Raw genomic sequence first — 15,459 nt, 5'->3', positions numbered from 1 at the left:
GTTTCATTTTTCCCAATTTTTATCTAAACTTTTTACTTTTTTTGTAAAGTTAAATTGATAATAAAATCTCTAGAGATTTTATCCGATTTTATGAATTCTTTGATTCAAGATCTTTAAATGTGCACCAATAATAGGAAGCTGATCCAATTGATCGATATCTACCCATATCACATATTCATCATTTGGTATTATTCCACTTTGATGCTGAAATATTTTCATTTTCCATATTTTATGAGAATATACATGCTTCATCTCATTTATATATTCATAACCATTCGTATCATAAGTTTCATATTGAGGAAGACGATAAAATCCTTTCATAAGACCATCACGATCATCTTTACTTAAAAGAATCTGATGTTTTTTGATGATCAGAAGTGTTTGATAATTAAATACAGGAGCTTTCTTTGGCTTTGTCTTAACAGGAAAGTTCATCTGTGTCTGATGTGCATAGCCAAGACATGTTTGATTAAGTGGACAATCTTTACAAAGTATTACCTGCGGCATGCATACGAGTGCTCCCAGTTCCATCAATCCCTGTGTAAAATCACTTGGATTGCTTCCCTGCATCATTTCTCTAACGATCGTTTTTACTTTCTTTACTGTTGTCTGTTTAGAAATATCATCATCGATCTCTAGAAGACGTGTTATGACTCGAAGTACATTGCCATCAACTGCGGGAGCAGGTATACCAAAAGCAATTGAGGCAATAGCCCCAGCCGTATAGGGTCCAATACCACTGATTTTTTCAAGTTCTTCCATATCAGCAGGAAGCTGGCCCTGATATTGTTCCACGACTTGTTTGGCACCCTCATGCAGCTTACGTGCACGATTATAATATCCTAGTCCTTCCCAGCTTTTTAATACTTTTTCTAAAGGTGCCGAAGCTAAAGATTCAATTGTAGGATAGTCTTTCATCCATCTTTCATAATAAGGCAGCATCGTTTCGATCCTTGTCTGCTGAGCCATGATTTCACTCACCCAGATGGCATAAGGATCTTTACTTTCCCGAAATGGCAGTTTTCGATGATTTGATACAAACCATGCACATAATTCATTTTTTATTTCCATAACTATACCTCAAATAAAAAGCTCATGATTGAGCTTTCTACATATGTTTGACACGATCTCTTTCTTCAGCCCGCTTTGCATCATTGAAACGGTCAACCGTACCTACTAAATAACCTGTGATACGTCGAATCTTTTCAAAAGACTCCGGTGCTAAATGAGTTTCCACATCAACATCATCGCCATTGAAGTTCAGCCTGACTTCATCAATTTTCTTACCCGCATACTTTTTCTGTGCCCATTCAACATAAGCTTTTCCCTCTTCTTCGCTTATTTCACAATTACTTGTCACCAGCACATCATTCAATTGAATTTTATAAATCATCCGCTTCACCTCCATATATCATTATTATAAAACAGCCCTAATCAAGTGTCGATTTATTTGACTGATTTATTTCTAATATTTTTTCAGATTGTATAGAATCAATACTTGATACCTTATCCAGTTTTTTCTGTATCTGTCGAGTACGTACTCCTACTAGATGATCTAATTCTTTCTGAGCCAGATTCAATTTGTTTTGCGTATTTTCTAACACTGTACCAAACTTTTCAAATTCACTCTTAACAGCTCCTAAAACTTCCCAAACCTCACTGCTTCTTTTCTGAATCGCAAGAGTTCTAAATCCCATCTGTAAAGAATTTAGAAGTGCGGCCATCGTCGTAGGTCCTGCAATATTGATCTTATAATCTCTCTGCAAACTTTCTACAAAGCCTCGACGTACCACTTCTGCATAAAGCCCTTCAAAAGGTAAAAACATGATCGCAAATTCTGTTGTATTAGGAACATCAATATACTTATCATGAATATCCTTTGCGCTTTTCTTAATAATAGTATCTAATTCTTTTTGGGCAAGAGCAATTTTAGCTGGATCACCTTCATCATAAGCATCAACTAACTGAGCATATTTATCCCCTGGAAATTTTGAATCAATTGGCAGATAAACCGTTGACCCGGAACCATCGCCAGGTAGTTTTAATGCAAATTCTACTACATTGCTACTACCTTTTTTAGTTGCGACATTTTCTTCATACTGCTCTGGTGTTAAAATTTCTTCTAATATTGCTTTTAATTGAATTTCACCTAAAATACCACGGGTTTTCACATTACTTAAAACCTTTTTCAGATCGCCTACACCGCTTGCCAGCGTCTGCATCTCTCCTAAGCCTTTATACACCTGTTCCAAACGATCATTTACTAACTGAAATGACTGACTGATACGTTTATCTAAGGTTTCTTGTAATTTCTCATCTACGGTCAAGCGCATCGCTTCCAGCTTTTTCGCATTATCTTCCTGTAAAGAAGTAATCTTATTTTCTACAGTTAAACGCATCGCTTCCAACTTACTTTCATTCTGTAAAGTTAAGCTATTCACCTTTTCTTCTAACTTGCTTGTTGTCTCCGAAAGCTGCTTACGTATGGATTCATTTGTCTGAAATGACATCTCATTCATTCCCTTGATCGTTTCATTCATCTCTTTTAAACGATTGCTCATCATATCATTACTGATTTTCTGTGTTTCATTCAGTGTCTGAATCTTTGAATGAATATTTCTCATTTCATCTTTTTCTTTATTTGGTTTTAATAATAAAACAAATAAAAGCACAATAATAAGTATACATAATATATATAAAACTATAAATTCCATTTCTTCACATCCTTATCTTTGTATATTGTAACACAAAAACTATTTCATTTATAAAAAAAGCTGCTAGCTGGTGGAATAGCAGCAAAAAAGTTTATAGATAAATATCTGATATGTGAGAAACAGATAAACTGTATATCAAATACTTATCTTCATCACTTTTTTATTTGATTCTATGATACAAAAAACTATAAGTAATTATTTCTAACAATGAGTAATTTTTTAAACAATCAGAATTCTTTCAAATATTTTTCTCACTTAATAACTTCAAATAATTCGCTCTTTCTTCAATAGGAATCTGTAAAGCATCCATCGCTTCATCAACACTTAATTTCAATGTCTTTGTTAAGCTTTGAATATCTTCAACTGTTTTGTTTTCACTTCCCTGTAAAAATCCCTGTTCCTTGCCTTGTAATATTCCTCTCTGTAATCCTTGTTGCAAGCCTTTCTCTGTGCCCATCTTCTCTACATAATCTCCATAGTCGCACATGCTTCTTACCTCCTTTGCCAGTCCTCCCTTAAGCCTTATATCGTACTTCTCTAATGCCTCATTCTTTGTTTCATAGTCCATCCCATTATCTGCCAATATCCTTAGGATGTTCATCGAAATATATTCGCTTTCCTTATACCCTAAGTATAGCACAAGGATCTGCTGCTTATCAAAATATTTTTCCTCCTCGCACGCATTCCCGATAATATGCTCCTCCACCATCCGGTAGCGGTTGATGCAGTTTTGCTTATGCTTGGGGGCATTGAACACGATCCAGATCGATACGACCTTTACGATATCGTCATACTGCGCATGGTCGAAGAACTCATTCACCTGCATCGATACATTGCGGGAATTGTAGTAGTTGGCCCTGCTTAAGACATGGCTTCTTCCTTTCAGTTCACCCTGTGCTTCCAGATTGATGATCATGGCGATTTTTCTTTTATCATCATGGGGCAGGGATGCATAGACAAGCGAATCAAAGACAACACTGACGTCATCTTCATTGTTCTCATTGCGATGTCCAGAAATAAGATGTGTATGTAAAGGGACATCTCCTTGAGGCTCGATGCATTTCATGATCTCACCGATAGAGGAATTTGCATATTCATCAAGATTGTCCTTCATGATATAAGCAAGGATCAGCTTGTTCCTTAAGATATTCTTGAAATGCTGATCGAGTAAGATTTTCTGCTTCATAAAAGAGTACCTCCTACTCTTCTATATGCACTCAATCTTCATTTTTCCCACTTTTTTGTAAAAATTTTATATATTTAAAGAGCTAGTCCATGGACTTGTCGGATACTTCATCTACATTATTTACATTCAATTCTGCGAACGATTCACAACTAACAATATAAGGTATTTCTTTCTTTTCATAATCATAAATTTCAATTTCTTGTATCGGTTCTTCTTGTCCTTTTTCCATTTCAATTCAATTTGGAAGATCACTATTATGAGGAAGATTACTTGTTAGTACTCTTCATCTTGATTATACCTCTATCAGTTCACTCTCCACGTGGAAAATTGGCAAAAAATTAAAAATTGCTGAAAACCATTCCATTACTATTATTTGTGTTTTATTTGTGCTATACTATAAATGTGAGATGGAAAATCGGCAAAATATTAAATAATTGCCAAAATCCCATGTTGGAGGTGTTTATCTTGACTCGTAATGAAGTAATTAATTTGATAAGAAATAAAGATAATTTTAGTCGAGAAGATTTAAGAACTGTAATCAGGGAAAAAGATCCTAATTATAACTTCAATAATCTTAGTAGTCTATTAGAAAGTTATTTGCAAAAGAATTTAATCAAAAAAGTAGATAAAGATAAATATGTTGTTACTTCCGATAAGAAGCTCTATACTTACAAATTGAGTGAAAAGCTGAAAGAAATTCATGATTTTTTAGAAGAGCAATATCCACTCATCAAATTACAAGTTTGGGAATTTACTCAATTAAATGAATTTTTGAATCATTTATTAGCTAATAAAACTTATGTTGTAGAAGTGGAATCAATTTTTGTGGAATCTTTTTTTGAAGTATTGAAAAAAAAGTATAATAATGTTTTGTTAAAACCAAATAGTGATGATTTTTACCATTACGCTACATGGGAAACGATTGTTGTTAAAAATTTAGTTTCAGAATCTCCTACTGAAATTGATACACCTCATCAAATAAGATTAGAGAAATTGTTGGTGGATCTAGTTGTTGATAAATTTACTTCTAGTTTAATCAATAATTCAGAGATTTATGATATATACGAATATTGTTTTAATCAATACCAGATAGACGGAAGAAAACTAATGCGTTACGCTAGAAGAAGAAATGCACAAAAGAAAATAAAAGAAATATTAGATAAAGTGAAGGGATAGAATAGATTATGATTGATACAAGTATTTATACAAGCGACTATATCCAAAATTTGACTGATGAAATAAGAGCAGATCGAAATCTTGTAGAAAGATCGCTATTTGCTTTTGGATTACTAGAAGCATTGGCTAGAGCTGAGATGCCCTTCATTTTCAAAGGTGGAACCTGTTTATTGTTGCTTTTAAATAATCCAAAGCGTTTATCAACTGATATTGATATTATTGTAGAACCTTGCATTGATTTGGATGAATATTTAAGAAAAGCAGAACAGATTTTTCCTTTTAAGCATATGGAAGAGAACAAAAGAAAAGGAAGAAACAAGCTTGAAAAGCGTCATTTCCGTTTCTATTATGATTCTCCAATACAATCAAATGAAACAAATATCATTTTAGATGTTGTTTTTGGGGAAAGTCCATATGCAAAAGTTATAGAAAAAGAAATCGATAATCGTTTCTTGAAAGTAAGTACACCTAAAATTCCAATACAAGTTCCATCAATCGATTGCATATTAGGAGATAAACTTACTGCATTTGCTCCTTACACAACCGGAATACCATTTGGCGTAGATAAAGAATTGGAGATTATTAAACAATTAAATGATATCGCATGTTTATTTAATGAACTTCAAGATTATGAAGCTGTCAGAAAAACCTATTTAAAAACAGCTGAAATTGAAATAAGTTTCAGAGGATTAGATATCGACTATAAAGAATGTTTAAGAGATACAATTCGTGCTTGTCTGTCTGTTATGGCAAAAGGAACAATATGCAAAGAAGATTATCAGCAGTTTTTAATCGGTATCCGTAAAGTAAAAGGACATATGATAGGATACAAATATAATCCAGATGATGCGCTAGATCAAACATCAAAGGTTTTGTACTTATGTTCTTGTTTGTTATCGGAACATGAATTTGAAAAAGATATTGACTTCAATGAATATAAAGAAGTTACAAAGTTACCGAACAAATTAAAATCATTGTTTTATATAAAGAGATTCAATTTCAGTGCATTCGGATATCTTTGTAAGTCATTGGAGTTAATCAGTCTTGAAGAATTGATTTAAGGATAGAAAATAAGAATGATAAAAGATTTTTTAATTCCTTGTTATTACGCTGAATTTAAGATAAAAAACGGAATAAGAACTATAGATTTCGAAATAATAGATGGCAAAAAAATACAAGATAGATTACATTTAATTTAATTTTTCATTAATGCTAAAAAAGAGTTAGTCATTCAACTAACTCTTTTATGTTATTTTGCTTCTCTTTTTCTTTTAATAAAGATCAATGCAAGCACGCATGCACTTAGAATCAGTAATCCTGTAAATACTGTAACTTGATAATTGTCACTTGTATTTGGTCCTTCCGGTTCTGTTGGTGTTTCTGGTTCACTTGGTGTTGTTGGATTCTCTGGTTCAACCGGAATTGCTGGCTCTGCTGGTTTATCTGTATTTCCCGTATCCTTCTTCACCAGTCCATTGATTGCATTCTCAATTGCTTTGGCCATGGCATCTACTTCTTCCTGTTCAGTGATGTTCTTGCCTTCTACTACACCTGCTAGTGCATCATTTAATGCTTTCACCGATTCTTCTGTATAGATGCTTAGATCTGCTGGCACTTTGGCTTTTGCCTTCTCTACAGCACTGTAATCAGCATCTTTAAACTCAAGAGTATTAATTGCATCTTCGATCGCTTTAGCCATTGTATCTACTTCTGCTTGATGCGTGATATCTAAATCCGGAATAACTGCTTCCAATGCTTTTTCTACTGCTGAGAAGTCTTTATACAAATTCTTATCTAAGTTCGTTGCTTTTAAAATCGCAGAATTCAAAGCTGTGTAATCAGCACCCTTATACTCAAGAGCATTAATTGCATCCTCAATCGCTTTAGCCATTGCATCGACTTCTGCTTGATGCGTGATATCTAAATCATAAACTACATTAGCTAATGCTTCTGCTACTCCTGAAAAGTCTTTATAGAGATCTTTATTCAAGCCATTGGCTTTTGTGATAGCTTCATCTACTGCTGTGTAATCAGCGGAATTGTATTTTAAACTATTAAAAGCATTTTGTAGTAGGTTGTATACATTATCAATATCAGTTTCAGTCAAATAATATTGCTGTAACATTTTTTTTGCTTCTACTAATCTTTCATTAAATATTTGCCAACTTTCAACTGTATAATGATCTTGAATTAAATTTTCACTATCTGCAATCAATTTTTCTATCTGTGTTGTATCAGGAACTTCTCTACCTAATATTTGAATCTCAGACACTCCTGCTGAATAATAGAAATCCTGGTCTGTATGATACCACATTTCTGTTTGTTGGAACTTAACAAATCTTGCTTTCAGGCTTTCACTTAAAACCGTTTCATATGTAGCCGCTACTCCACCAGTAAGACCCTCTTTTTTATCAACAAGAATCCATTCGTTACCATCCTGTGATATATAGATTTCATAACTTATAGGTTGATTTGTTAAAGATGTGATAATACGATCTATATAATATTCTTTTTCTAAATCAATTTTGATCCAGGCATCATCTTTATATTCAAGAGAAGTTCTCGTATTGAAATCATTATCTGTAACATGCTTCGGATCAAATTGCGGATATACAAAAGAACCATCATCATTAAAACCACCTTCTGGTCCACTAATTTCAACAGATTTACCATTTGATACATTTTCATATTTAACTAAACTGCCATAAACTTCTAATTCATAAAAATTACCAGAGTAATATTGAGCACCCGAAGCTTCAGAATACCACATTGCAGTCTGTTGATATCGCACATATCTTGCTTCTGTATATTCTTTAAATGTAACTTCATCGAGTCCAGAACTTCCACCTTCTAGATTATTTTTTTCATCTACTGTTTTCCAGTTGATACCATCTCTGGAAACCATCATCTTATAACCGACTGGCCGCTGAGAGAAATATGTTTTAATAGAATCTAAAACATAAACACTTCCTAAATCTACCTGAACCCATGCATCATCAGCATAATTTAAAGATATACGTGTATTCATATCACCATCTGTTGCATGTTTCGGATCAAACTGTGGATAAATAAGATTTCCGTTTTCATCATAACCTCCTTCTACCCCACTTACTGTAACAGGTTTATTTAAAGCTAGATTAACGGCCATCATGTTTTCTTTTGCTTCCTGAATCATATCAACGACTAATTCAATCTTTTTTTGTGATGCAGTTATATCATAATAAACTTCTTTTCCTTTTTCTAAAGCATCCAAATATATATTTACTAAATTAGAGTCATATCCTGTAATATCTATTTCTTCGTCAAGTAGTTGCTTCAAAATTGTTTTATCTGTTATCGGTATATCATAATTACCATTATAAAGTTTATCACTCAATTGTTGTATCGTATGAATGATATTTATGAGTTCTTCACAACTTCCATTATCCATTAAATCATTACAAATAGAAATACTTTCTTCAAGTTTAGCACGGATATCTTTATTTTCCTCCATCTCTGGTACAGATGTTAAACAATTTGTTGCTTTATCAAGTACTTCTTGAATCATTATGAAAGAAAGTCCATAAACTTCTATTTCTGAAATTCCTGCGGAATAATAGAAGTCTTGATCTGTGTGATACCACATCTTTGTTTGCTGATATTTGATATATCTTACCTTTTCACCATTTGTTAATGTATGCAATTCCGCACCAGAACTGCCACCTGCCAGTTCAGTTCTCGTATCCATAAGTTCCCATTTATTGCCATCTTCAGAAACATATAATTCATAACTTATTGGACGATTTGTGAATTGAATTTGAATCGTATCAGCAAGATATACCTCACCTAAATCAATTTCTATCCATGCATCATCTTTGTATTCTAAAGAAGTTCTTGTATTCGAATTACCATCTGTCACATTATCTTTATCAAATTGAGGATATACATAGGTACCATCTTCATTATAACCACCTTCCGGTCCGCTTATCATTACTTCCTTTCCAAGAGCTATATTTTCTATTGCTAATGAATTGTTTTCACTTTTAGAAATAACTAAAGATTTAATATATCCTTTTATGCCTGAACCTATTTTTTCAGTAGGGAATACAAAAGAACTGCTACCTTTTGTATATGCACTAACTTGATAATAATCTGCTTCAACTTGAAAACTATCTTCTGTTGACAAATATGTTCTCTCATCCTTACAAACTAAAGTATAATGTATCATTTCATTTAATGGTACTTCATAATCAAAAAGATATGTATATCCTTTTCTCTTAAACCCAATTTTACCAGTTCCATCTACATTATATATTAATTCTCCATCCTTACCAGAAAACATAAGAGCATTTGCTGGAGTATCTGAAGAGATATACATATCAAATTCAACTGTATATGGATAACCTACACTATTGAAAGGTAATGAAATATAGCCATTACCATCTAACTTCAAAGCATTCATTTCTTCATCAATGGTCAAACCATTAACTTTTGCATCATAGCCATTTTCAGAACAGTCTTCCATACTGTTACCAAAATCATATCTTGCGATAACTTCTGTTGTAGACTCAATATATCGTGCTGGATTCGAACCAGGAGCTGTATTGGCTAATTTATTCACACGATTCACAAATTCTTCTGAAGATTGTCCTTCACCCTTCCTGCCATACCAGTTTTTTTCCGCCATTAACATAATCTGATCTTTCGCTCGATCAAATAAGTCAAACTCTGAACATCCTGCTTTGGCATCATTCCAGATAGATGTTTCTGACCCTAGCAAAAGTGGGTGCCCCGGCATAATTTCCCCTTCACCAAATGACACAATTCCTGCTTCCCAGGTATCATACACTTTTTCTAAATTAAGAAAATCATTTGTTCCATTTACAACAACAGGAACAATATACAGATTCTGATACATATTATTAATCATTCTGTATTCGCCCTCTAACATCGTTGTCAAATCAGCAACAGCATCATTATAAAAATGAAAAACACCTTTGTTGGATACAGGGGTTTCGCCTGCATACCCCGTATATGGCTGATCACTTACTACATCATTCAATCCTGACCAAAGACGAGCCTCAATTCCTTTAGAATCAATATATTTGATCATTTCATCCATATAAGCTCGTACCTGTTCATTATTTCCAGGAGGGTATTCATCAACACCTACATTGAAAGCTTCTCCTAAAAACACTGGATTTTCTGGATCTAAAAATTCATCGTAAACGGATTTTACAAAATTCCTTGCTTCTTCATCATAAATATTCACATGGACGGTATCTATCATAATTGATGGATCGACATACCAGAAAGAGGTGGCATGAGCGGGTGTATCAATTTCTGTAACAATATCCACTCCTAATTTTTTCATTCGTTTCTGATAGTTAATATAATCTTCTTGAGAATAAATTTCATCCTCAGCCAATCCTGTATTCAATGCAGGAAACTTTTTACTTTCAACTCGAAATGCTGCATCTTGTTCACCACCACAATCATTGATATGCAGATGAATTTCATTCATCTTAAAAAATGCAGCATATTTTGTGATTTCTTCTACATAATCAAGTGGCATATAAAAACGTGCTACATCAAACATAGTTGAGCGAACTTCATATTGCGGATAATCTCTCATGATTCCACAAGGAATGGTCTGATTTGTGCTTTGCATGAACATTTGCGCTATTGTCGCTCCTGCATATACAATTCCCTGATAATCTGTTGCCTGTACAGTCATAATATCTTTAATATCAATCGTATACCCTTCTTTTCCTACAGATAGACTTTTATTATATTCAAGATATATATCCCCTGCTTCAGCTTTTTTCTGAACCACAGCTGTTTCTATATCCGTCATTTCATTAATATAATATGACACATAAGAAGCAGCTTCCTGTAGTGATTCATCTGCAATGACTATTTTTCCAGTAAAATGAAAATCACCTTCGTTACCTTTCCATTCACGTATTCCTGGTATAATTTCCGGACGATTAATATTCTTATATTCATCACCATATTTACCATTTACTACTACTTTAATAGGATCATCCATATGAAGACTCTCGTTTGTTTCAGTGTTTTCAATCTGATAAAACAAATAGACTTCCATATCTTCTAATGGTTGAGTTACATTTCCTTCCATATCGATAACAGCAGGATTACTTGTACCATATAATGATACTTCGTATCCTTCATCACAGGAAGGTAAAATAATATGTGTTTTATCTTCTGAAAGAAGAGGTGCTTCTGTTTTAATTTGCTGGTAATTTTCTAAAAGTTTTTCATCATCAGAAGTCCTCTCTTTCTCAATTGAAGTCGTAGTAAAATCTACCTTTTCAATTGTTAGAGGTTCTTCTGCTGAAGCATAAGCATAATTAACAGGCAGCACGCTTAAAATCATTGAAAATATTACCAATATAGAACAAAACTTTTTTTTCATATTATATCCAATTCTTAACCTTTCCCTTATATGGTCAATTCCTTTCTTATATTAAAAAAACATACTTAATTCATTTCTCAAATTATCATCAAACAATTCCTCACATATATACCAAAAACATACAGAATAAATTCCATTTAATCCATGTTCCCCCTCCTCTTTCAAATACTTATATCTGCATTATAGTACAATAAGCATTTATTGTAAACCCTTACAATTTTGCAACAATATCTATTTAAAGAGCTAGTCTATGGACTAGCTCCTATACGTTATTTTGCTTCTCTTTTTCTTTTGAGAAGTACGAATGCAAGCACGCATGCACTTAGAATCATCAGTCCTGTAAATACTGTAACTTGATAATTGTCACTTGTATTTGGTCCTTCTGGTTCTGTTGGTGTTTCTGGTTCACTTGGTGTTGTTGGATTCTCTGGTTCAACCGGAATTGCTGGATCTGTTGGTTTTGATGGATCCTCAGGTTTTCCTGTATCCTTCTTCACAAGTCCATTGATTGCATTCTCAATTGCTTTGGCCATCGTATCCACTTCTTCCTGTTCAGTGATGTTCTTGCCTTTTACAACACCTGCTAGTGCATCATTTAATGCTTTCACTGATTCTTCTGTATAGATGCTTAAATCTGTTGGTACTTTTGCTTTTGCCTTCTCTACAGCACTGTAATCAGCATCTTTATACTCAAGAGCATTAATTGCATCCTCAATCGCTTTAGCCATTGTATCTACTTCTGCTTGATGCGTGATATCTAAATCCGGAATAACTGCTTCCAATGCTTTTTCTACTGCTGAGAAGTCTTTATAAAGATCTTTGTTCAGACCATTAGCCTTTGTAACTGCATCATTGACCTTACTGTAGTCAGCTGAATTAAAAATTAAATTAGCTTTAGCATTTTCCAATGCGTCCTTTACAGTATCAATTTCTTCTTGTTTGGTAATATCTAAATCAGTTTCTATTTTTTTCGCAGCCGCATATTTTAATTCCAAATCGTTACGTGAACTTTCTGTATAGAATTTTTCATAATTTTTACTGTTTAGAATATTTTCTACCTCTGCTATCACTTTATTCAATTCTTCATAATCTGCTGACTTATATTCTAACTTATTAGCCTTGATTAAAGAATCATATGCAAAATCTACATATTTTTGAGATAAACTATCATCTTCTACTACCTTTTTAGCATCCTCTAAACTCTTTTTTAAAGCAGATAAAGAAGTTTCTGTATATAGATTTTCATCAGTTTTATTAAGTTTTGATTCAATTCTATTTATTAAATCTATTAACTGTGATTTATCTACATGGATACTTACTTCTATTTTTGCTTTAATATTGTCCTTATTGCTATAGCCTTCCGGCAATTCTAAAGTTCCCTCTAAAATAAAATCATTCGTTTCATCATTAAGATTCTCTAAATTCCAATTAATTGGCACATATAATTTTTCATCATTAGATAATAATACACTTCCACTCTTTGGCAGGCTGCTTGATACTTCATCTATATGATTTACATTCAATTCTGCAAACGATTCACAACTAACAACATAAGGTATTTCTTTCCTTTCATAGCCGTAAACTTCAATTTCCTGTATCGTACATTTACCTGCTGAACCGCCTTGCATCATTTTAAATTGCAAAGAAACTACATTTTCTAATGGTTCCTCAAATTTCCATTCATTAGCTTCAAAAATAGTATTTAAATCAGTTTGCCATTCAATAGTTTTAATACCTAAAGAGTGTGGTTCTTCTTGTCCTTCTAATATATAGAATAATTCATACTTCGTAGGACCAAATCTCTTAGCACAGAAAGTAAATAAATGAATATCTGTAATAGTTTGAGGTTTTTCCCATTTCAATTCAATTGTAGGAAGATCACTATTATAAAAAATAGTAAAATTGCTTCTGACATCCTGCATGATACCATCATTTATTCCTGCAATTGAAGATCTATCTTTAGCTTCTTTATCAGCAGATACGGTTGCATTTAGAGCGATATTCTCTTGAATATCACCTAGTTCTGATCCAATAGTATTACTTTCTATTGATCTCATCCAATACCCAATGTAAGGTGATATGATATCATATCCCTTTCCGCCAATATGAACTTCACCTGAATCATTATTGTAAAATGAACCTGAACTTTCTACATTTAGAATATCATGACTATATGAATATTCTTTTCCATCTAATTCTATTGTACCACTATATAAATCAATATATGGTATCTCCCATTTATCACAAATTTCTTTTGCAGTTTCAAAATAAGCAGACATATCTTTTGTATTGCCACCCCATGTCGAATTAGGTGTTGCATAGTTTATGATATATCCAATTTTTTTACCATAGTAATTTTTTGTTGTGTAATAAAATAATTCTTCTAATCCGCCAGCAAATGTAGAAGTATCAAAATCATTTATGTTATATGAATCACTCATTGATCCAACTTCTACGCTATCCATCGCATCATTGACACCGGCATGTAAAATAATATAATCATAATCTTTGTTACTATGATTTTTTAATTGATTAATTACACGATTCGATCCTCTGCTTGTTGATGCAGAAGCACCACTAACACCAGCGTTGATCCAGTTCATATTATTACTTTCACCAATTCTTCCAGCCCATCCGCTTAATTGATAGTCATCCTTAATAGCATTGGTAATACTGTCACCAGCAAATAAAACAGATTTACCAATTAAAACATTATCTTCATAAGGTATGTATGTGTCTGGATATTCCAAATTATTTTCTTCTAAGTTTTTAAAAACTTGAAAACGATCTTTAGTAGAAATATTTCCTAAAATTCTGACATATGCTGCATCTTCATTTGTTATTTTATATGAATACCGATATTCATTTACCGTCTTGTTTCCAACACCTGTAACGGTCGTACCTAAAGCCGTACTTTCAACTTCTTTAAAAAGTACCTGTTTAATAAATTGATGATCTTTATTATAAACTTCCATCACATAAGTTTCTTGTCCAAAACTTCCCCAATATAATGTATCACCGTTTTTTACTTCAATTGGATGTGTTGTAAATATATTTTGATAATTCGTTTCATTCACTAATTTATTACCATTGTTTGTCAAAGCATTATCCCAATTATCATAATGATTTTTATCATACAAATTATATAATTGACGATCTGATAGTTTTTGTGAGAAGAGCCAGTCAATCAATCCTTCTGTTTCAGCTGCTGTATTCCAAATGATATGATTGGCTCCTTCATAAGTGGTAAATGTTATTTTCTGTCCGCCAACAGCTTGAATAGCATCAACCATTTCCTTTGTTCCTGAATATGGAACAGTTGGATCACTTGTACCATGGAATGTCCAAATAGGAATATCTTTTAATATTTCTGCTTTGCTTGTATCAGCACCTCCACAAATTGGAATTCCTGCTGCAAATACATCACTATGATTCATCAGTAAATTCCATGTACCAAATCCACCCATAGATAGACCTATTGCATAAATTCGATCATTATCTGTAGAATATTGCATTTGAACAGATTCTAATATTTTCATTACGATTGCTAATTGTTCTTCTGCAATAGCATCACTATCATAGTTACCCTTTGTCCAGTCTGTTTCAACCCAGCGCTTCCCTGATGGGCATTGAGGAGCTATAACAATTGCATTTTTCATTTGTTCTTGTGTATCAAATAAATTTTGAATGGCATTGGCTAACTGTGATGTATTGTTATTACCTCTTTCTCCTGCACCATGTAAAAATACGATTGTTGGATATTCTTTTGTACTATCATAATCTTCTGGAATATATAAACGATATGGCATAGAACTTTCTCCATCTGAGTACACTAGTTTTTGCATATCATCAACATCAATTTTAGTATTAACTGCTTTAATATTTACTCCAAATATGTTGATGGACATTAAAAAAACTATCAAAAATTTGATTGCATTCTTTACTTTTTTCATATTTCTCCTCCT

At 32.9% G+C, this 15,459-nt stretch carries 8 protein-coding genes and 1 pseudogene; 2 read left to right on the top strand and 7 right to left on the bottom strand.

The window, feature by feature from the left end:
- Positions 1–78: 78 nt before the first annotated feature.
- The 5 genes and pseudogenes from mutY to BQ5367_RS13485 all read right to left on the bottom strand — a co-directional run bounded on the left by mutY (position 79) and on the right by BQ5367_RS13485 (position 4,129).
- On the bottom strand, positions 79–1,071 hold the full coding sequence (gene mutY, locus BQ5367_RS05700; protein WP_071441577.1) for an A/G-specific adenine glycosylase: 993 nt from the start codon (positions 1,069–1,071) through the stop codon (positions 79–81).
- Positions 1,072–1,108: 37 nt separating this feature from the next.
- Positions 1,109–1,210 (bottom strand): annotated as a pseudogene (gene nrdD, locus BQ5367_RS14050) (anaerobic ribonucleoside-triphosphate reductase); the annotation flags it as partial.
- 220 nt (positions 1,211–1,430) lie between these two features.
- Positions 1,431–2,714, bottom strand: coding sequence for a DNA recombination protein RmuC (locus BQ5367_RS05690; protein WP_071441575.1), 1,284 nt, complete (start codon positions 2,712–2,714; stop codon positions 1,431–1,433).
- Positions 2,715–2,952: 238 nt separating this feature from the next.
- Complete coding sequence (locus tag BQ5367_RS05685) at positions 2,953–3,900, bottom strand: hypothetical protein (RefSeq protein ID WP_071441574.1); 948 nt, start codon at positions 3,898–3,900, stop codon at positions 2,953–2,955.
- Positions 3,901–3,982: 82 nt separating this feature from the next.
- Positions 3,983–4,129 (bottom strand): hypothetical protein, encoded by a 147-nt coding sequence (locus BQ5367_RS13485; protein WP_154667081.1) that lies wholly within the window; start codon positions 4,127–4,129, stop codon positions 3,983–3,985.
- Between the two features lie 236 nt (positions 4,130–4,365).
- On the opposite strand from BQ5367_RS13485, the gene BQ5367_RS05680 reads away from it, so the two are divergent.
- Both BQ5367_RS05680 and BQ5367_RS05675 read left to right on the top strand, forming a co-directional pair.
- A complete protein-coding gene (locus BQ5367_RS05680) occupies positions 4,366–5,076 on the top strand; it encodes a DUF6577 family protein (RefSeq protein ID WP_071441573.1) in 711 nt (236 codons plus the stop codon).
- 8 nt (positions 5,077–5,084) lie between these two features.
- A complete protein-coding gene (locus tag BQ5367_RS05675) occupies positions 5,085–6,137 on the top strand; it encodes a nucleotidyl transferase AbiEii/AbiGii toxin family protein (RefSeq protein ID WP_071441572.1) in 1,053 nt (350 codons plus the stop codon).
- Between the two features lie 188 nt (positions 6,138–6,325).
- Here the strand turns inward: BQ5367_RS05675 and BQ5367_RS05670 are convergent, their stop codons facing one another.
- Together BQ5367_RS05670 and BQ5367_RS05665 are read right to left on the bottom strand one after the other, a co-directional pair.
- The gene (locus BQ5367_RS05670; protein ID WP_071441571.1) at positions 6,326–11,494 is read right to left on the bottom strand and encodes a discoidin domain-containing protein; all 5,169 of its coding nucleotides are present in this window, start codon (positions 11,492–11,494) and stop codon (positions 6,326–6,328) included.
- Between the two features lie 269 nt (positions 11,495–11,763).
- Positions 11,764–15,447, bottom strand: coding sequence for a GDSL-type esterase/lipase family protein (locus BQ5367_RS05665; protein ID WP_071441570.1), 3,684 nt, complete (start codon positions 15,445–15,447; stop codon positions 11,764–11,766).
- Between the last annotated feature and the right edge of the window lie 12 nt (positions 15,448–15,459).

It is taken from the genome of Traorella massiliensis (genome assembly GCF_900104665.1).
In the GTDB taxonomy this organism is placed as follows: domain Bacteria; phylum Bacillota_I; class Bacilli_A; order Erysipelotrichales; family Erysipelotrichaceae; genus Traorella; species Traorella massiliensis.
This window is presented reverse-complemented; position numbering and strand designations above follow the sequence as displayed.

Excerpts from the sequence above, each read along its gene's own strand:
- BQ5367_RS05670 (WP_071441571.1), bottom strand. The coding sequence starts at position 11,494 with ATGAAAAAAAAGTTTTGTTCTATATTGGTAATATTTTCAATGATTTTA.
- BQ5367_RS05675 (WP_071441572.1), top strand. The coding sequence starts at position 5,085 with ATGATTGATACAAGTATTTATACAAGCGACTATATCCAAAATTTGACT.
- mutY (WP_071441577.1), bottom strand. The coding sequence starts at position 1,071 with ATGGAAATAAAAAATGAATTATGTGCATGGTTTGTATCAAATCATCGA.
- BQ5367_RS05690 (WP_071441575.1), bottom strand. The coding sequence starts at position 2,714 with ATGGAATTTATAGTTTTATATATATTATGTATACTTATTATTGTGCTT.
- BQ5367_RS05685 (WP_071441574.1), bottom strand. The coding sequence starts at position 3,900 with ATGAAGCAGAAAATCTTACTCGATCAGCATTTCAAGAATATCTTAAGG.
- BQ5367_RS05665 (WP_071441570.1), bottom strand. The coding sequence starts at position 15,447 with ATGAAAAAAGTAAAGAATGCAATCAAATTTTTGATAGTTTTTTTAATG.
- BQ5367_RS13485 (WP_154667081.1), bottom strand. The coding sequence starts at position 4,129 with ATGGAAAAAGGACAAGAAGAACCGATACAAGAAATTGAAATTTATGAT.